This is a genomic window from Sphingomonas sp. TX0543 (assembly GCF_048565505.1).
GTDB lineage: Bacteria > Pseudomonadota > Alphaproteobacteria > Sphingomonadales > Sphingomonadaceae > Sphingomonas.
In genome coordinates, this window is the sequence record NZ_JBLZUS010000002.1 from 1,857,793 (window position 1) to 1,874,945 (window position 17,153).

14 protein-coding genes and 3 tRNA genes are annotated in these 17,153 nt (G+C 61.7%); 16 read left to right on the forward strand and 1 reads right to left on the reverse strand.

The features are described from left to right. Positions 1-67: 67 nt before the first annotated feature. The 9 genes from ACM61V_RS09520 to clpX all read left to right on the forward strand — a co-directional run bounded on the left by ACM61V_RS09520 (position 68) and on the right by clpX (position 9,292). Positions 68-1,804 (forward strand): class I adenylate-forming enzyme family protein, encoded by a 1,737-nt coding sequence (locus tag ACM61V_RS09520; protein ID WP_249341429.1) that lies wholly within the window; start codon positions 68-70, stop codon positions 1,802-1,804. A gap of 95 nt (positions 1,805-1,899) precedes the next feature. Then, positions 1,900-2,622, forward strand: a complete 723-nt coding sequence (locus tag ACM61V_RS09525; RefSeq protein ID WP_137785941.1) for a Crp/Fnr family transcriptional regulator — start codon at positions 1,900-1,902, stop codon at positions 2,620-2,622. A gap of 63 nt (positions 2,623-2,685) precedes the next feature. Then, the gene (locus tag ACM61V_RS09530) at positions 2,686-3,954 is read left to right on the forward strand and encodes an AI-2E family transporter (RefSeq protein WP_137785719.1); all 1,269 of its coding nucleotides are present in this window, start codon (positions 2,686-2,688) and stop codon (positions 3,952-3,954) included. Between the two features lie 23 nt (positions 3,955-3,977). Continuing rightward, positions 3,978-4,054, forward strand: a tRNA-Asp gene (locus tag ACM61V_RS09535). Between the two features lie 302 nt (positions 4,055-4,356). After that, positions 4,357-4,441 (forward strand) — tRNA-Leu (locus ACM61V_RS09540). Between the two features lie 61 nt (positions 4,442-4,502). Next, positions 4,503-6,128, forward strand: a complete 1,626-nt coding sequence (tig, locus tag ACM61V_RS09545) for a trigger factor (protein WP_137785718.1) — start codon at positions 4,503-4,505, stop codon at positions 6,126-6,128. A gap of 94 nt (positions 6,129-6,222) precedes the next feature. Further along, positions 6,223-7,182 carry a glycosyltransferase family 2 protein gene (locus ACM61V_RS09550; protein ID WP_171007489.1) on the forward strand — a complete coding sequence of 320 codons (960 nt, stop codon included), beginning with the start codon at positions 6,223-6,225 and terminating at the stop codon, positions 7,180-7,182. A 54-nt stretch (positions 7,183-7,236) separates the two neighbouring features. Beyond that, a complete protein-coding gene (locus ACM61V_RS09555) occupies positions 7,237-7,926 on the forward strand; it encodes an ATP-dependent Clp protease proteolytic subunit (protein WP_137785717.1) in 690 nt (229 codons plus the stop codon). Positions 7,927-8,026: 100 nt separating this feature from the next. Then, complete coding sequence (clpX, locus tag ACM61V_RS09560; protein ID WP_137785716.1) at positions 8,027-9,292, forward strand: ATP-dependent Clp protease ATP-binding subunit ClpX; 1,266 nt, start codon at positions 8,027-8,029, stop codon at positions 9,290-9,292. Between the two features lie 92 nt (positions 9,293-9,384). On the opposite strand, the gene ACM61V_RS09565 is transcribed toward clpX, so the two are convergent. Then, positions 9,385-10,164 carry a helix-turn-helix domain-containing protein gene (locus ACM61V_RS09565; protein ID WP_137785715.1) on the reverse strand — a complete coding sequence of 260 codons (780 nt, stop codon included), beginning with the start codon at positions 10,162-10,164 and terminating at the stop codon, positions 9,385-9,387. A 191-nt stretch (positions 10,165-10,355) separates the two neighbouring features. Here ACM61V_RS09565 and ACM61V_RS09570 point away from each other — a divergent pair, with 191 nt between their 5' ends. From ACM61V_RS09570 to ACM61V_RS09600, 7 genes are all read left to right on the forward strand, one after another. Then, complete coding sequence (locus ACM61V_RS09570) at positions 10,356-11,474, forward strand: calcium:proton antiporter (protein ID WP_137785714.1); 1,119 nt, start codon at positions 10,356-10,358, stop codon at positions 11,472-11,474. Next, positions 11,471-12,055 carry a GNAT family N-acetyltransferase gene (locus ACM61V_RS09575; RefSeq protein ID WP_137785713.1) on the forward strand — a complete coding sequence of 195 codons (585 nt, stop codon included), beginning with the start codon at positions 11,471-11,473 and terminating at the stop codon, positions 12,053-12,055. Before ACM61V_RS09570 ends, ACM61V_RS09575 begins: the two co-directional genes overlap by 4 nt. A 384-nt stretch (positions 12,056-12,439) precedes the next feature. Beyond that, positions 12,440-14,836 (forward strand): endopeptidase La, encoded by a 2,397-nt coding sequence (gene lon, locus ACM61V_RS09580; RefSeq protein ID WP_137785712.1) that lies wholly within the window; start codon positions 12,440-12,442, stop codon positions 14,834-14,836. A 161-nt stretch (positions 14,837-14,997) separates the two neighbouring features. After that, positions 14,998-15,270 carry an HU family DNA-binding protein gene (locus tag ACM61V_RS09585; protein WP_137785711.1) on the forward strand — a complete coding sequence of 91 codons (273 nt, stop codon included), beginning with the start codon at positions 14,998-15,000 and terminating at the stop codon, positions 15,268-15,270. A 75-nt stretch (positions 15,271-15,345) separates the two neighbouring features. Further along, positions 15,346-15,420 (forward strand) — tRNA-Val (locus ACM61V_RS09590). A 197-nt stretch (positions 15,421-15,617) separates the two neighbouring features. Beyond that, positions 15,618-16,265 carry a PEPxxWA-CTERM sorting domain-containing protein gene (locus tag ACM61V_RS09595; RefSeq protein WP_249341428.1) on the forward strand — a complete coding sequence of 216 codons (648 nt, stop codon included), beginning with the start codon at positions 15,618-15,620 and terminating at the stop codon, positions 16,263-16,265. Positions 16,266-16,539: 274 nt separating this feature from the next. After that, entirely contained in the window at positions 16,540-17,151 is a 612-nt protein-coding gene (locus ACM61V_RS09600; RefSeq protein WP_419713961.1) for a type II secretion system protein N, read from the forward strand. The last annotated feature ends 2 nt before the right edge of the window (positions 17,152-17,153 follow it).

Below are 17,153 nucleotides of genomic sequence, written 5' to 3' on the forward strand. Positions count from 1 at the left end.
AGCGGCGCTGAAATCAATCCTAACCTCGCACCGGACAAACCCGTTTTTCTAGTAAGAGAGGATCGCCGTGGATAAACAGTCGACAGCGCTACCGGCATGGCCGGTCGTGTCGCTGGCGGAGGCGACGGCGATTCTCACCGCGCCGGGCAGTCGTTTTGAAATGCAGACCGTTGCGATTCGCGGCCTGCCCACCCGCGTATGGAAGAACGCGCCGCCGCATATGGCCGCACTGGTCCGGCTATCACGCGGGCACGGCGCGGCACTGGCGACGATCTATGAAGACGAGCGCGTCAGCTATGAAGCGCAGTTCCGTGCGATCGCGACGCTGGCGGCGGATCTGCGCGCGCATGGCGTGGAGAAGGGCGATCGGGTGGCGGTCGCGATGCGCAACCTGCCCGAATGGATCATCGGGTTCTTCGCGGCCGCGGTAATTGGCGCGATCGTGGTGCCACTCAACGCATGGTGGACGAGCGACGAGCTTGCCTATGGTCTGAGCGACTCGGGCGCGAAGGTGCTGATCGCCGACGACGAGCGCTGGGCGCGGGTCGCGCCGCATCGCGCCGCGCTTCCCGCGCTGCGACGTGTGCTCGTTAGCCGGGCGGCAGGGCCGTTGGCTGGCGCGGAGCGATTGGAGGTCGTGATCGGCACGCCCGGCGACTGGGCCACTCTCCCGGATCGCGATCTTCCCGAGGCCGATCTCATGCCCGACGATGATGCCTCGATTCTCTATACCAGCGGAACGACCGGCAATCCGAAAGGGGCACTCGGGACGCACCGCAATTTCATGACCAATATCCTCTCTACCGGCTTTGCGATGGCGCGGATGTTCATACGGCGCGGCGAACCGTTGCCGGAGCCCACCCGGAAGGTGGCGCTGACAGTGATTCCGTTGTTCCACGCCACCGCGCTCTCGGCCGGTCTCATGGGATCGATGGCGGCGGGAAACACCACGATCTACATGCGCAAGTTCGAGGCGCTGCGCGCGATGGAGATCATCGAACGCGAGCGGGTGAATTCCACCGGCGGCGTTCCCACGATCGCCTGGCAGTTGCTGGAGCACCCGGATCGACATCGCTTCGACCTCTCCAGCCTGGAGACGATCGGATATGGTGGCGCGCCATCCGCGCCCGAGCTGGTCCGCAAGATCGCCGCGGATTTGAAGGCGCTGCCCGCCAACGGCTGGGGCATGACCGAAACGACCGCCACCGTTACCACCCATGGCGCAGAGGACTATCTTAACCGGCCGGAAAGCTGCGGACCACCGGTGGCGGTCGCAGACCTGAAGGTGATGGACGCGGAAGCCGCGCGCGAACTGCCGACGGGAGAGATCGGCGAACTGTGGGCGCGCGGCCCGATGATCGTGAAAGGCTATTGGAACAAGCCGGAGGCGACCGCCGCGACTTTCGTGGACGGGTGGGTTCGCACCGGGGATCTTGCGCGGCTGGATGAAGAGGGGTTCTGCTTCATTGTCGATCGCGCGAAGGATATGGTGATCCGGGGCGGCGAGAACATTTATTCGAGCGAGGTTGAGAATGCGCTCTATGCCCACCCCGCCGTCACGGATTGCGCGGTGATCGGCCTGCCGCACCGCACGCTCGGCGAGGAGCCTGCGGCCGTCGTGCACCTCGCGCCCGGCGTTAGCGCGAGCGAGGCGGAGTTGCAGGCGTGGGTGCGTGCCCGGCTCGCCGCCTTCAAGGTGCCAGTGGCGATCCGCTTCACCGCGGAAACCTTGCCGCGCAACGCCAATGGCAAAATCATGAAGCGCGATTTGAAGGCGTTGTTCGAAGATTGTGCGGCTGCTTGAGAAAGAGCGGGGTGTTCCGCGGAACGGTTTCGAGGGCGAAACATTGAGGCTAACGGGAGCTTTATGACGTTCGGGGGAGCAATTGCGTGGACCGCATGACGGACTTTCTGCGCGGGCGGCGGCGCAGCGAATTGACGGTCGAGGAAAAAGCGGCGCTGGAAAATGTGATTTCAGAGGTGGTGGTCGTGCCGCCGCGTCATGTGATCGCACGTCGTGGGGACAGGCTGCACAACAGCACCTTGCTGATCGATGGCTTCATCTGCCGCTACATGGATGCGCGTGATGGCTATCGTCAGCTCGTTTCCTATCAGATCCCGGGCGATTTCGTCGATCTGCACGGCTATCCGACCAGGCACATCGATCACGATATCGCAAGCCTGACCGAAGCGCGAATCGCGCTGGTGCCGCATGAGCGACTCGACGCCGTCATGGCGACGATGCCGCACCTCGCGAAGCTTCTCTGGTTCAGCACTATTCTTGATGCCGCGCTCCATCGTGAATGGATTTTCCGGATTGGAAGGCTGGATGCGTTGGGACGGGTCGCGCACTTCCTGTGCGAAACGAATTTGCGGATGGCCTGCGTCGGCCGCGCGGTTGATGGTCGCTTCGCTCTTCCCTTGACGCAACAGGATCTGGGCGAGGCGTGCGGTTTGACGAGCGTGCATGTCAACCGCACGTTGCGCCGTCTGCGAGAGGAGGGCGTCGCGCAAGTCGCGCGGGGATATGCGCACGTTCAGGATTTCGCGCGACTGGCCCGCATCGGCGAGTTCGATCCCGATTATCTGTATCTGGAAGATGGGCCGTGGCACAAAGTCTGAGCGCGCCGGCCTGATCCTCGTACGAGGCTGGCGGTGTTCACGGTTTGTCGTTAAAGTCGTGATATGGCCGATCGGTCCCCTGATGCTTTCGACACGCCGGCCCCGCCGACGCCCTCGTCAAGTCCGAGCGAGGGGGCGTTCGGGCTTCCGCTGACGGCGAATGGTGTCGAGGATGCGCGAATAGCGCTTCGGCGAGACCGCCTGCTGGCTGCGTTGACGCTGCTTGCCGGTCTTGGTGTCGCGTTGGGCACGCCCTTCGCGCTGAAAGCGGGTGCGGAGTTCTTTCTGCCCACGACGGTTGCGCTGGTGGTCGGTATCGCGCTGATCCCATTGCTGGAATGGCTGGAGCGCCGGCGCGTTCCGTCCGCCCTTGCGGCGCTGATCTGCGTGCTGCTGTTCCTGCTGGCGGCGAATATCGTGGTCGCATCGATCGTTTTCCCGGCGATCGACTTCTTCCGGCTGCTGCCGAAGCGTATCGGGCGCATCCAGGAAAACCTCGCGCCGCTCCTCGATCTCTATTCGAACCTCGAACGTTACGCGAACCGCACGCTGCACCAGATCGCCTCCACCCCGACCCGCCCGACGCCTACCCCGACCTTGACCCAGCCAGGGTCAATTATCGAATTCTTCGCAAGTTCGGCACCTGCGGCGATCGTGCAATTGTTCTATGCAGTCCTCGTCGCTTTCTTCTTCCTGTCGGGATGGACGCGGCTTCGCGAACGCACCATCACCAGCCGCACCAGTTTTGGCGGTGCGATGGCCACGGCGCGGGTGATCCAGGACGTGGTGGATCACGTTTCGTCGTATCTCGGCACGATTACCGTTATCAACATCGCGCTAGGGCTGACGATCGCTGGCGCGCTCCACCTGATCGGTATGCCGTTTCCGCTCATGTGGGGCGGGATCGTCGCGATGCTCAACTACATCCCTTATTTCGGCCCGGTCGTGGCGGCGTTTTTGATCGCGATCGGCGCGCTCATGACGTTCGGCGATATATGGACCGCGCTTGCTGCTCCGGGAATCATGTATGGTTGTCATCTGATCGAGGCGAACGTGCTAACCCCTTTGATCGTCGGGCATCGGCTGACGATCAATCCGATCCTCATCCTCATCTCGATAAGTTTCTGGGGCTGGATCTGGGGTACACCGGGCGCGCTGTTGGCCGTGCCGTTGCTGGTCATCATTCAGACGGTCGTCAGCGCCGCGGGTAAGCCGGACATCGCCGGATTTCTTTTCGAGCACGGTACGCTGGTTCGCCCCGACCGCCGGCGGTCGCGCCGATTTGAAAAAGGTTCGTCGACGGCTGTTGACAGCCCCGGATCACCCGCCTAGTTGGCGCGCCTCACGCTTTCCAAGCGGGTGTAGCTCAGTTGGTTAGAGCGCCGGCCTGTCACGCCGGAGGTCGCGGGTTCGAGCCCCGTCACTCGCGCCATCCCTTTTGATGGAAGGCGTTTTCAAACATTAGTTGGGATTGACCGGTGGTGGTTGCCCTCCGGGATCGGCAGGCGCCGGCACGTCAATGTCGGGGCCCGGCGGCGCGATCTCCGGCGGCGGAGCGCTGGGCTCCGGCGGCTGGCTTGGTTGCGGCACGTCGGGCGGTGGCGCGGGTGGCGGGTTAGTTGCCATGATCGTTCCTTCCGACAGATAAACGCGGGACTTGGCACACGGTTGCCGCGTGCCGCTTGCCGAAGCGTGCCGGGCGGTATAGAGGCGCGCACTTCGGCGGTGTCCCAAGCGGGCGTGGCGGAACTGGTAGACGCGCTGGATTTAGGTTCCAGTATCGCAAGATGTGGGGGTTCGAGTCCCTTCGCCCGCACCAGTCACCCGCACGTTGCGGGGCGGCACCTCCTCCCGGATTATTTCCTTTACGAAGGCTGACGATGCAGACTGTCGAGACGTTGAACGAAGGGCTGAAGCGCGCCTACACGCTGACCATCACCGCAAAGGACATCGACAAGAAGGTCGATGCCGAGCTGAAGCGCGTCGCGCCGCAGATCCGCATGCCCGGCTTCCGCCCAGGCAAGGTTCCGGCAAATCTGGTGCGCAAGATGCACGGCCCGGCGCTGTTGCAGGATGCGCTCAACAATTCGATCCAGGAAGGCGTGCAGACGCTGATCGCCGACAAGCAGCTCCGCCCCGCGATGCAGCCGTCGGTCGAACTTGGCGAAGGCTATGAGCCGGGCAAGGATGCCGAGGTGAAGGTCGAGCTCGAGGTACTGCCGCAGGTGCCGACCCCGTCGATCGACGCGCTGAAGCTGGAGCGGCTGACCGTACCGGTATCCGACGAGGCGGTGGACGAGCAACTCAAGAAGTTCGCCGACCAGATGAAGCGGTGGGAAGACGCGAAGGCGACGTACAAGGCCAAAATCGGCGATCAGGTGACCGTGGATTTCGTCGGCAAGACCCTGGACGGCGTTGCATTCGAGGGCGGCACCGGCACCGACATGGCGATCGAGCTGGGCGAAGGTCGTCTGATCCCCGGCTTCGAGGATCAGGTCGTCGGCGTGAAGACCGGCGACGAGCGTCAGATCAAGGTGACGTTCCCGAATGACTATCCTGCGAAGGAACTGGCTGGCCAGGACGCGACCTTTGACCTGACAGTCAAGTCCGTGAAGACGGCCGCGGAAAGCAAGATTGACGAGGATCTTGCGAAGAACCTCGGCCTCGAGAGCCTCGAGCAGCTCAAGGGCCTGCTCAAGGGCCAGATCGAGCAGGAGCATAACGGGCTCACGCGCACCTATATGAAGCGCAAGCTGCTCGATCAGCTCGCCGCTGGCCATGATTTTGAAGTGCCACCGTCGATGGTCGAAGCGGAGTTCGCGCAGATCTGGCAGCAGCTTGAGCATGAAGCGACGCACGAGGCCGATCCAAAGGCCGCGCTGGAAGAGCTGGAAGGCGACCGCGACGATTACCGCAAGATCGCGGAGCGCCGCGTGCGTCTGGGCCTGCTGCTCTCCGAGATCGGGCAGGCGAATGGCGTCGATGTAACGCAGCAGGAAATGAACCGTCTGATTGCGCAGGCGGCACAGCAGTATCGCGGCGAAGATCAACAGCGCTTTATCCAATATATTCAGCAGGAGCCGATGGCCGCCGCCCAGCTCCGCGCGCCGCTTTACGAAGACAAGGTGGTCGACTTCCTGTTCGAAAAGGCTGAAGTGACCGATCGCGAAACCACCCGGGGGGAGCTGGAAGCGGCGATCGAAAGCGATGACGGTTTCTCGACCGGTACGCACACCCACGATCACGACGATCACAAGCCGCGCAAGAAGCCCGCTGCAAAGAAGGCCGATACCGGCGCGGATGCCGCCGAGAAGCCGGCCAAGAAGACGCCGGCGAAAAAGGCCGTGGTAACCGATGAGTCGCCGGCAGCGGAAGAAAAGGCCGCCAAGCCCGCCGCGAAGAAGGCACCGGCCAACAAGGCAGCGCCGGCGACCGATGAGGCGGATGCCAAGCCGGCTACGAAAAAGGCGCCGGCTAAGAAGGCCGCCGCGAAGAAGGAAGCGTGACGCTAGCGCCTAGGCACTGGTAGTTTCATTTTCACCGAGCCTGTCCGGGTTCCGCCTTTCCTGTTAGTGAGGGGCGGGGGCCGCGACAGGCTCGATGCGTTTTTGCCCAGGGGTGTCCGTGCCGACCCAACCGACGATCGCCGTACTGCTGCCATGCTATAATGAGGAAGCCGCGATCGCGCAGACGATCTCGGGGTTTCGCGCTGCGCTGCCGGCTGCCGCGATCTACGTCTATGACAACAATTCCAGCGATCGCACCATTGAGGTGGCGCGCGCCGCTGGCGCGATCGTGCGCAGCGAGCGGATTCAGGGCAAGGGCGCCGTGGTCCGCCGAATGTTTGCGGATGTGGATGCCGACATCTACGTGATGGCGGATGGCGACGCCACCTACGACGCGGCTTCCGCGCCGGCGCTGGTGGCGCGGGTACTGGACGAGCAACTCGACATGGTGGTTGGTAGCCGGATCGGCGAGGCAACCGAAGCCTATCGGCGTGGCCATCGGTTCGGCAACGCACTGCTGACGGGGATGCTGACGCGGCTGTTTGGGCGCAGCTTCACCGATATCCTATCCGGCTATCGCGTGTTCTCCCGCCGTTTCGCTAAAAGCTTTCCCGTGCTTTCCGCGGGGTTCGAGATCGAAACCGAGATCAGCGTACACGCGCTCGAACTGAAAATGCCGGTAGCCGAGGTGGAAACGGCCTATTTCGCGCGGCCGGAAGGCTCTACCTCGAAGCTGTCCACCTATCGTGATGGCTGGCGCATCCTGCGCACCATTCTGATGCTCTATCGCATCGAGCGGCCCCTGTGGTTCTTCGGGGCGGTGGGCGCATTGCTGTTGCTGCTGGCGCTCGTTCTCGCCGCGCCGCTGATCGTCACTTATGCGCAGACCGGGCTCGTGCCGCGTTTCCCCACCGCGATCGTGGTGACCGGGCTTATCATTCTCGCGGCGCTGAACGGTTTCGCGGGACTGATCCTCGATACCGTGGTGCGCGGGCGGCGCGAGGTTCGGCGGCTGGCATATCTTGCCTATCCCGCGCCATCGCGCGGGGCTTGAACAAGGCTCACGAAGCGCCGATGTTGGCGGTCCATCACGCAAAGAGAGTTTTCCATGCATAATCCGTTCGACACCGGTGATTTCGCGGGCAAGCTGGCCAGCGCGGGCCTTGGCCTGCAGCAGACCCAGGCGGGCCTCGTGCCAATCGTCATCGAGCAGTCGAACCGCGGCGAGCGCTCGTTCGACATCTTCTCGCGCCTGCTGCGTGAGCGAATCGTCTTCGTCACTGGCGGCGTGGAGGATGGCATGGCCAGCCTGATCACCGCGCAGCTGCTGTTCCTCGAATCGGAAAATCCGAAGAAGGACATCTTCATGTACATCAACTCGCCGGGCGGGGTCGTCACGGCGGGCATGGCGATACATGACACCATGCAATATATTCGTCCGCGCGTCGGCACCGTCTGCATCGGGCAAGCTGCGTCGATGGGCAGCTTCTTGCTCGCTTCGGGTGAGCCAAAGATGCGCGTGGCGCTCACCAACGCGCGAATCATGATTCACCAGCCTTCGGGCGGGGCGCAGGGAATGGCGGCGGACATCGAGATCCAGGCGCGCGAAATCCTGCGGATGCGTCACTTCCTGAACACTCTCTACGCTAAATATACGGGCAAGCAGCTCGAAGAGATCGAGAAAGCGATGGATCGTGACAAGTTCATGTCTGCCGATGAGGCCAAGGAATTTGGGCTGATCGACGAAGTTTTCGATAAACGGCCCGCTCCCGCGGACGACGTCCAGGCGGCGGCCTGAGTATTAGGCACTTTCAGGCATTGCCGTTTTATGACGGGCCGGGTTACGGTGCCCGGCCCGAAAGTCGCTCTCATACTGGGAGCGCGAAAGGATCGATTGAATGACGAAGCTCTCCGGCGGCGACTCCAAGAGCACCCTCTACTGCTCGTTCTGCGGCAAATCGCAGCACGAGGTGCGCAAGCTTATCGCCGGCCCGACGGTCTTCATCTGCGACGAGTGCGTAGAGCTGTGCAACGACATCATTCGTGAAGAGACGAAATCCGCGCTCGTCTCCAAGAAGGATGGCGGCGTACCCACGCCGCAGGAAATATGCGACGTGCTCGACGATTACGTGATCGGTCAGAAGCAGGCGAAGCGCGTGCTTTCTGTCGCGGTGCACAATCACTACAAGCGACTCAATCACGGCGCAAAAGGCGCGGACGTCGAACTCGCCAAATCGAACATCCTGCTCGTCGGCCCGACCGGCTGTGGCAAGACGCTGCTGGCCCAGACGCTGGCGCGCATCCTCGACGTGCCGTTCACCATGGCCGATGCGACAACGCTGACCGAGGCCGGATATGTCGGCGAGGACGTCGAGAATATCATTCTCAAGCTGCTTCAGGCGTCCGACTATAATGTCGAGCGGGCGCAGCGCGGCATCGTCTATATCGACGAAATCGACAAGATCAGCCGCAAGGCCGAAAACCCCTCGATCACCCGCGACGTTTCAGGTGAAGGCGTTCAGCAGGCGTTGTTGAAGCTGATGGAAGGCACGACCGCGAGCGTGCCTCCGCAAGGCGGGCGCAAGCATCCACAGCAGGAATTCCTGCAGGTCGACACGACGAACATCCTGTTCATCTGTGGCGGCGCTTTCTCGGGGCTGGAAAAAATCATCGGCGACCGCCTGCAGGGCAAGTCGATCGGTTTTGGCGCTTACGTGGCTGCGCCGGAGGAAAGGCGCACCGGCGAGATGCTGCGCCAGACCGAGCCGGAGGATCTGCTCAAGTTTGGTCTGATCCCGGAATTCGTCGGCCGACTGCCGGTGATCGCGACACTCGAGGATCTCGATATCCCGGCGCTCGTCAAGATTCTTTCCGAGCCGAAGAATGCACTGGTAAAGCAGTATCAGAAGCTGTTCGAGATGGAGGAGGTGAAGCTTGGCTTCACCGACGACGCGCTCGTTTCGGCCGCCAAGAAGGCGATCGAACGCAAGACTGGCGCGCGTGGTCTCCGCTCGATCCTTGAGGCGATTTTGCTCGATACGATGTTCGACCTGCCAGGGATGGAAGGCGTCGACGAGGTGATGATCGACAAGGATGTGGTGGAAGGTCGCAAGGAGCCGATCCGCGTTTACGCGGAGAAGAAGAAAGCGGGCGATGCCGCCTGATAGTTTTCCAGTCTGAACACGAATAACGGGCGTCGCGATGAGCGGCGCCCGTTATTGTTCGGGGGGCGGCTTCGATCGCCCAATGCTGATCGCTATTCCATCGTCACACCTGCGACCCGCCATTCACCGTCCTCGCGTTCCAATGTCACGGTTTCAAGAACGTTTGCCTTGTTTGAGAAGGTGGTTCGGAATCTGACCACTTCATAACCGTTCGGAGGGGCGGCGAAATTCTCCTGACTGATTAGGGTGCGGGTGACAATCGCGCCAAGAGGCGCTCGCGCTCTTTCAGATGTCTCCTTCCATAGCTGGAGCGTATTCGCCTTGCGGAAGAAGCTATTTGTCGCCCGATAGCTATCGGACCATTGTCTTTGATCGATCGAGTTGAGCCAGTTCCGCGCGAATTCGACGACTTCGGCATCCGGCGTTCGATCCTGTGTCGCCGGTGACGGCAGCGAATTGAAGCCGACATTCGATATTCCCGCGAATGCCAGCAATCCAAGCGTAAGGGTCATGACAATAGCTCCTGCGATCAAGGGATAGCGGAATGACCGCTTCGCGCCGCGAACCGGCGCACCGCCCTGATCGGCTGGGGAGACGATCGTGCCATCCCCGAAAATCACGTGTCCAACTGATTTGGAGCTAATGCCGACACCATCCCCGATTTCCGCTTCAAGCAACAGTCGCGCTGCCTCACGACTGCTCGATACGGCCATCTTTCGCCGCGCGTCCCGAAGTCTCTCGTTGACCGTGTGCACCGACAGCCCGAGACTACGCGCCATCGATTTTGCGTCGTGCCCGCGGACGATCAGGCGGAGCGTCTGTTTCTCTTTTTCGGAAAGCGCCCAGAAATTTTCTTTGTCAGGCATATTCATACCGAGACGGAATTAAGATGCGCGGCTGAGCGCAGCTACCCCGAAAAATTTGTGCTTCGTCGGCGAGTTGCAGCGGGGTTCCTTCCGATCCTCCAACGGAGCTTCGGCTGCGAATTCGGCCGGCCCGGTCAAATGGGTGGAAAGATTCGCCCGCGTCATGCATTCGTTACCTGGACGCAGCGGGAGGATTGATGAGCGCCGAAGACAGCGCCTTGACAGAAGAACGAGGGTCGAAAGGTGGCGGGATCGACCTGCCCTGGTGGTCGATCGCGTTTCCGATCCTGGCCATTATTGCCGTGCCGCTTGGCCTGGCGAAGATGGGCACGATCGGCGTGGTGGTCGCGGCGATTGTGCTGATCGGCAGCGTATTGGCGGCTGTGCATCACGCTGAGGTGGTAGCGCACCGTGTTGGCGAACCGTTTGGCACACTCGTGCTCGCGGTCGCGGTGACGGTGATTGAGGTGTCGCTGATCGTCAGTCTGATGATGTCCGAAGCGGGCGATGCCTCGGCCCTCGCACGCGACACGGTATTTGCTGCGATCATGATCATCCTGAACGGCATTGTCGGCATTTGTCTGCTCGCGGGCGGTGTCCAGTTTCGCGAGCAGCGTTTCTCGCTGCGCGGCGTTTCCGCGGCGCTCAACGTACTGGTGGCGATGGCGGTTCTCACGCTGGTATTGCCTAACTATGTCGATAGCGCACCGGGGCCGACTTATGCGCCATCGCAACTCGTGTTTGTGGCGGTGGTCTCGCTGATCCTCTACGGCACGTTTGTCCTGGTGCAGACGGTTCGGCATCGCAGTTATTTCCTGCCGGAGGGCGACGCGGAAGAGGAGCACGTCGAACCTCCCGCGATGCGCACGGTGTGGACGGCTTTCGGCATCTTGCTTATCGCGCTTTGCGGCGTGGTGCTGCTGGCCAAGGGGCTGGCGGCGACGGTGGAGAAAGCGGTGCTGGAGGCCGGACTGCCGCTGGCCATGGTTGGCGTCGTAATCGCGGGTGTCGTACTCGCGCCCGAGAGCCTGGCAGCGTATCGCGCGGCGCGTCGGAATCGCCTGCAGACCAGCCTCAACCTCGCGCTCGGCTCGGCGCTGGCGACCATCGGACTGACGATCCCGAGTGTCGCAGTCGTGTCTCTATTGCTCGGCTTGCCACTGGCGCTGGGCATCGGGGTTAAGAGCCTGACGCTGCTGGTGCTGTCGCTGTTCTCGATCACGTTGTCGCTGGGCACTGGGCGCACCACGATCCTTGGCGGCGTGGTGCATCTCGTGATCTTTGCGGTTTATCTGTTCGTCACGGTGGTGCCATGACGATCTGCACGGCCGGTAACGCCGATCGGGACATGGTGGCCGCGATGCTGGCGCGTGCCTTTCAGGATGACCCGGCGACATCGTGGATACTGCCGGACCACGCTGATCGCGCACGCCGCCTGCCGCGATTGTTCCGCTTGCTGTTCGACGGAGACGCGGGCGGGATGCGGCTGATCACGCCGGGGGGAGAGGCGGCGACTTTGTGGCGCGGGCCGGGTCAGGCTGACATTTCGCTGTGGGAGATGGTGCGCAACGCGCCCGCATTGCTGCACGCGCTTGGCATGGCTGGCGCGCGACGTGCGTTGCTAGTGTCCGGTGCAATCGCGGCGCATCACCCGCCGGGTGATTACTGGTACCTGCATATCGCGGGCTGCGATCCGGCGATGCAAGGCAAGGGGCTCGGCGGCCTTGCGGTGCGGGCTGGCCTGCAGCGCGGTGCTGGACGTTTGCCAGCTTATCTTGAGACGGCGACGGAGCGTAACCTCGGATTCTATCGCGCGATCGGGTTCGAGATCGTGGACGAATGGAATGTGCCGAACGGTGGTCCGCGCTTCTGGTCGATGCTGCGTCCGGCGGGGTAGGGGCCAGTTTCAGCTTCTGCCGGCAATTGCTGCGCTTGGTCCGATATCGTTTAAATGCGCTTGAAGCATATGCGGTGGTGAAAGTTGACGCCAAGAGCATCGATCCATCAGCTGAGTGACCAGCGAATTTCCAACCTGCGAGAATTGGCGAAACGTGTTCGGGTGATCGAGGATGAACTGGGCGCGTCCTGGTAGCGGCGTTGCGAGATTGTTAAGTCTGCCTGGCATCAGGCAGCGTCTCTTTTTCTGGCGGCGACGCGACCACCGCGTTGGTGGCTAGCATCGTCGTCGGCCTGCGATACCCCACAGCAAGATTGATGCATCGCGCTGCATCACCATATAAGCCGAAAGAGCCGCCCTCATTCTGGCGGCTGTGGAGTATCCATGAGCCAGACCTATCCCGTTCTTCCGTTGCGCGACATCGTTGTGTTTCCGCAGATGATCGTGCCGCTGTTCGTCGGTCGCGACAAGTCGGTCGCCGCGCTTGAGGCGGCGATGGCGGGCGATAAGGAGATCTTCCTGGTCGCGCAGCTCGATCCCGCCCAGGACGATCCCAAGGAGGACGATCTTTACGATATCGGTGTCACCGCTACCGTGCTGCAACTGCTCAAGCTGCCCGACGGCACGGTTCGCGTTCTTGTCGAAGGCAAGACGCGCGGCCGGCTCGGCGGCCTTATTGAAGTGGACGGATATCTTACCACCCAATCCGTACCCGTCGAGGAGAAGGCGGCCGATGGCCTGGAAACGAGCGCGCTAATGCGCTCGGTAGTGGATCAGTTCGATAATTACGCGAAGCTAAACCGCAAGCTGCCGGCGGAAACATCCGTGCAGCTTGGCGAAATCGAGGAGGCCTCGCGGCTTGCCGATGCAGTTGCAGGCAATATCGCGATCAAGGTTGCCGACAAGCAGTCGCTGCTGGTGGAACTGGATCCGGTCAAGCGGCTGGAGATGGTCTACGCCTTTATGGAGGGCGAGCTCGGCGTTCTGCAGGTGGAACGCAAGATCAAGAGTCGCGTCAAGCGTCAGATGGAGAAAACGCAGCGCGAATATTATCTCAATGAACAGCTGAAGGCGATTCAGCGCGAACTCGGCAACGAAAGCGATGACGGCGATGGCGACGAGATCGCCGAGCTCACCCAGAAGATCGCGACGCTGAAGCTCTCCAAGGAAGCGCGGACCAAGGCTACCGCAGAGTTGAAGAAGCTCAAGACGATGGCGCCAATGTCAGCCGAGGCGACCGTCGTGCGAAACTATCTTGACGTGCTGCTCGGGCTGCCATGGGGCAAGAAATCCAAGCTGAAGAAAGATATCGCTGCGGCGCAGGCAATCCTGGACGAGGATCATTACGCGCTGGAGAAGGTGAAGGATCGTATTGTCGAATATCTCGCCGTGCAGGCGCGGACGAACAAGCTGAAAGGGCCGATTCTGTGTCTCGTCGGGCCGCCCGGCGTCGGCAAGACATCGCTGGGTAAGTCGATCGCCAAGGCGACCGGGCGCGAATTCATCCGTCAGTCGCTTGGCGGCGTTCGCGACGAGGCAGAGATCCGGGGGCATCGGCGCACGTACATCGGGTCGTTGCCGGGAAAGATCGTTACCAATCTTAAAAAGGCTGGTGCGTCGAACCCGCTGTTCCTGCTCGACGAGATCGACAAGCTTGGGCAGGATTTCCGTGGGGATCCCGCATCTGCGCTGCTCGAGGTTCTCGATCCCGAGCAGAACGGCAAGTTCAACGATCACTATCTGGAGATCGACATCGATTTGTCGGACGTGATGTTCGTCACCACGGCGAATACGCTGAATCTGCCGCAGCCGTTGCTGGATCGGATGGAGATCATCCGGCTGGAGGGCTATACCGAAGACGAGAAGGTAGAGATCGCCGAGCGTCATCTGATCGCGAAGCAGATTGAGGCGCATGGTTTGAAGGAAGGCGAGTTCGCGCTGACCAACGAGGGGCTCCGCGCGCTCATCCAGCGTTATACGCGTGAGGCGGGGGTTCGGACGCTGGAGCGCGAAATAGCGAAACTCGCCCGCAAGGCGTTGCGCCGTATTCTGGAGGGCAAGGCGGAATCGGTGACGATCACGCCTGATAATCTCCACGAATATGCTGGTGTGCAGAAATTCCGCCACGGCTTGTCCGAGCAGGAAGACCAGATCGGCGCCGTCACGGGTCTCGCCTGGACCGAGGTGGGCGGCGAATTGCTGACGATCGAGAGCCTCACGGTGCCGGGCAAGGGGGCGGTGAAGACCACCGGCAAGCTGGGCGACGTGATGAAAGAATCGGTGCAGGCCGCCTTCAGTTTCGTTCAGGCGCGCGCGCCGTCGTTCGGGATCAAACCGAGCCTGTTCCATCGAAAGGATATCCACATCCATTTGCCGGAGGGCGCGGTGCCGAAGGATGGGCCGTCGGCGGGCATCGGCATCGTTACGTCGATCGTCTCGACCTTGACCGGCATTCCAGTGCGGCGCGAGGTGGCGATGACCGGCGAGGTCACGCTGCGCGGTCGGGTGCTTCCGATCGGGGGGCTCAAGGAAAAGCTGCTGGCTGCGCTCCGCGGTGGCATCACGACGGTGCTGATCCCGGAGGAGAACGAGAAGGATCTGGCCGAAATCCCGCAAAACATTCTCGATGGGCTCAAGATCGTGCCAGTCGGGCATGTCGACGAGGTGCTCAAGCTCGCACTCTCAGCGCCGCTTGAAGCGATCGACTGGACGGATGCGGACGAGCTCGCCGCGTTACCACTTGCGCCGATCGCGCCGGCGGGCGGCGAGTTGCATCACTGAGCGGTACTGGCGCGGATGATCGATCGATCCGCCGTTTGGTGACGTCGCAGCGGATTCGTTTGACAGCGGCGAAACCACGCGCCTTACTGCGTCGATCGGCCGCGCGCCGCGAATCCATTATCAATTAATCCGTTTTTCCAGCCATTGGGGGGTCACTGGGCATGAACAAGCAGGAACTGATCGCGGCGGTGGCGAATGCCTCCGGCCTCGGCAAAGGCGATGCCGGCCGGGCCGTCGAAGCGGTATTCGATACCATCTCGGGCAGCCTGAAGAAGGGTGACGAAGTGCGTCTCGTCGGCTTCGGCACCTTTGCGGTGTCCAGGCGCAAGGCCTCCACCGGGCGCAATCCGCGCACCGGCGAGCCGATGACGATCAAGGCTTCCAGTCAGCCGAAATTCAAGGCCGGCAAGGTTCTGAAGGACTCGCTCAACTGAAATGATCTGACGGGCTGGACAGGCAGGATCGCCGCGCCTAAAGGCCCGCTTCCGGTTTAGTCGCTAGCGGCGGCCGGGCGCGTAGCTCAGCGGTAGAGCACACCCTTCACACGGGTGGGGTCACAGGTTCAATCCCTGTCGCGCCCACCATTTTAAGCCCGTCGGTCCCGCGACCGACGGGCTTTTTGCTGCAGTTGCGGCGATTTGTCCCAAATTGGGGCGTAGCGCTTTGGGGCGCCCGTAAAACGGTTAATTCTGTTGAAACATTTTGCGGGTCGGCTAGTTCTCGTGGGCAAGTGAAAAGCGAACTGGTCGCGAGTCGAAATTGGTCGAATAGGGAGGCCCTAATGCGTACATACCTGACGATTGCCGCTATCGCGGCTGCCGCCATGGCCGTCCCGGCCAATGCGGCGCCGGTTATCACGTCTGCCGCGGTAACGGGTCCTTCTGGAACCGTGTGGAACACCGCTGTTGACGGCTATTACACGCTGTTCGTTCAGCACCCGTACGGCACCACGCTCAACCCGAACGATAACTTCAGCTCCGCGCCTGTCGGTGCAGCAGGAGATTCGGATTACCAGGTGGCGGGCGATGGCTGGCCGCTGGGTGCCAAGTTCGGTAACTCGGACCCGTTCTATAACATAACGGTGGCTCTCACGGAGAACAATGTTACCAAGACGCTTACCGGCGTGTTCACCGAGGCAACGGGAACTTTTACCGCGATCAACGGCGTGGCGAGCTTCTCGAATGTTGATTACACGCTAACCGACTTCAACTGGGTGCGTGGTCTGTCGAACATTGTTGGTTCGTACAGCGTTGGCAGTGCGGTTTACGCCGGTCAGCCAATTGGTTCGAAGTCCGATTACCAGGGCGCGTTCACCATCAGTGCTTCCCCGGCGGTTCCAGAGCCTGCCACCTGGGCATTGATGATCGTTGGTTTTGGCGCGGTAGGTGCCACGATGCGTCGTCGCCGCTCGGTCGCTGCGATCGCCTAATCCTGGAATAGTATTGAGATTGAGCCGGCCGGTCGAAAGATCGGCCGGCTTTTTTGTTTTAATTCGACGAGGTCTGCAGTGGCGATTGCGCGCGCCCGATTTGCGCTGCGGACACCATAAGATCGCGTTTGAGCGTTTGCAGGACCGACGCACCCGTTGACGAGTGCCCGCTTCGGGCCGGATGACAGCTAGCTCGACAGAGAATTATTTACACGAGCGGGCCTTCGCGGGATAGGGTCATTTCTTCCGGCTGTGCGGGGAATGGTCACGCCACATGAAATTGACGTTTGACGCCCGCTCGCGAGCGATTTTGAGACGATTACCAGCCGTCAACATCTATTCGATGCTCGAAATCATTTTGCTCTTCGCTTTTGCCGTACAGGTTGCGCGGTTGGCGTGGGGGCTCGTCACACCTGTTGGCCCACTTGGTGAATGGCATCCTGCTAGTCCGACGATCCCGGCAGTCCCGATGGAAGCGCTTCGTGGTGCTGATCCGTTCTATCGGGCGGGTGGACAGGCTGATGGCGCACCGGCTGTGGTTACTTCTCTGCGCCTCACGCTGTTCGGGACCACGACCAACGAGGTTACCGGGCGAGGATCCGCGATCCTGTCCGGCCCGGACGGAGTGCAGAAAAGCGTAGCGGTTGGGGAAGAGGTTATTCCAGGGGTTCAGCTGAAAGAGGTGGCTTTCGATCATGTGACGATTGAGCGCGGAGGTGTGCGCGAGGATTTGTTCCTTGATCAGTCCGGCACTGCGGCTTCCCCCGGGGCGGTCTTCCCCCTGCTGCTGCGGTTGCGCCAAACGGCGCGCCGGGCGAGGCAATCAATATCCGTAAGTTTCAGTCCGAGGTCGGCTTTGTGCCCCGTATCGATGGCGGGCGGATAACC

What these genes read in the sequence shown, in the direction of transcription:
- ACM61V_RS09575 (WP_137785713.1), top strand. Translation starts at nt 11,471, where the DNA reads ATGACGATCTGCACGGCCGGTAACGCCGATCGGGACATGGTGGCCGCG.
- ACM61V_RS09530 (WP_137785719.1), top strand. Translation starts at nt 2,686, where the DNA reads ATGGCCGATCGGTCCCCTGATGCTTTCGACACGCCGGCCCCGCCGACG.
- ACM61V_RS09565 (WP_137785715.1), bottom strand. Translation starts at nt 10,164, where the DNA reads ATGAATATGCCTGACAAAGAAAATTTCTGGGCGCTTTCCGAAAAAGAG.
- ACM61V_RS09595 (WP_249341428.1), top strand. Translation starts at nt 15,618, where the DNA reads ATGCGTACATACCTGACGATTGCCGCTATCGCGGCTGCCGCCATGGCC.
- ACM61V_RS09600 (WP_419713961.1), top strand. Translation starts at nt 16,540, where the DNA reads ATGAAATTGACGTTTGACGCCCGCTCGCGAGCGATTTTGAGACGATTA.
- ACM61V_RS09550 (WP_171007489.1), top strand. Translation starts at nt 6,223, where the DNA reads ATGCGTTTTTGCCCAGGGGTGTCCGTGCCGACCCAACCGACGATCGCC.
- ACM61V_RS09555 (WP_137785717.1), top strand. Translation starts at nt 7,237, where the DNA reads ATGCATAATCCGTTCGACACCGGTGATTTCGCGGGCAAGCTGGCCAGC.
- clpX (WP_137785716.1), top strand. Translation starts at nt 8,027, where the DNA reads ATGACGAAGCTCTCCGGCGGCGACTCCAAGAGCACCCTCTACTGCTCG.
- tig (WP_137785718.1), top strand. Translation starts at nt 4,503, where the DNA reads ATGCAGACTGTCGAGACGTTGAACGAAGGGCTGAAGCGCGCCTACACG.
- ACM61V_RS09525 (WP_137785941.1), top strand. Translation starts at nt 1,900, where the DNA reads ATGACGGACTTTCTGCGCGGGCGGCGGCGCAGCGAATTGACGGTCGAG.
- ACM61V_RS09570 (WP_137785714.1), top strand. Translation starts at nt 10,356, where the DNA reads ATGAGCGCCGAAGACAGCGCCTTGACAGAAGAACGAGGGTCGAAAGGT.
- ACM61V_RS09585 (WP_137785711.1), top strand. Translation starts at nt 14,998, where the DNA reads ATGAACAAGCAGGAACTGATCGCGGCGGTGGCGAATGCCTCCGGCCTC.
- lon (WP_137785712.1), top strand. Translation starts at nt 12,440, where the DNA reads ATGAGCCAGACCTATCCCGTTCTTCCGTTGCGCGACATCGTTGTGTTT.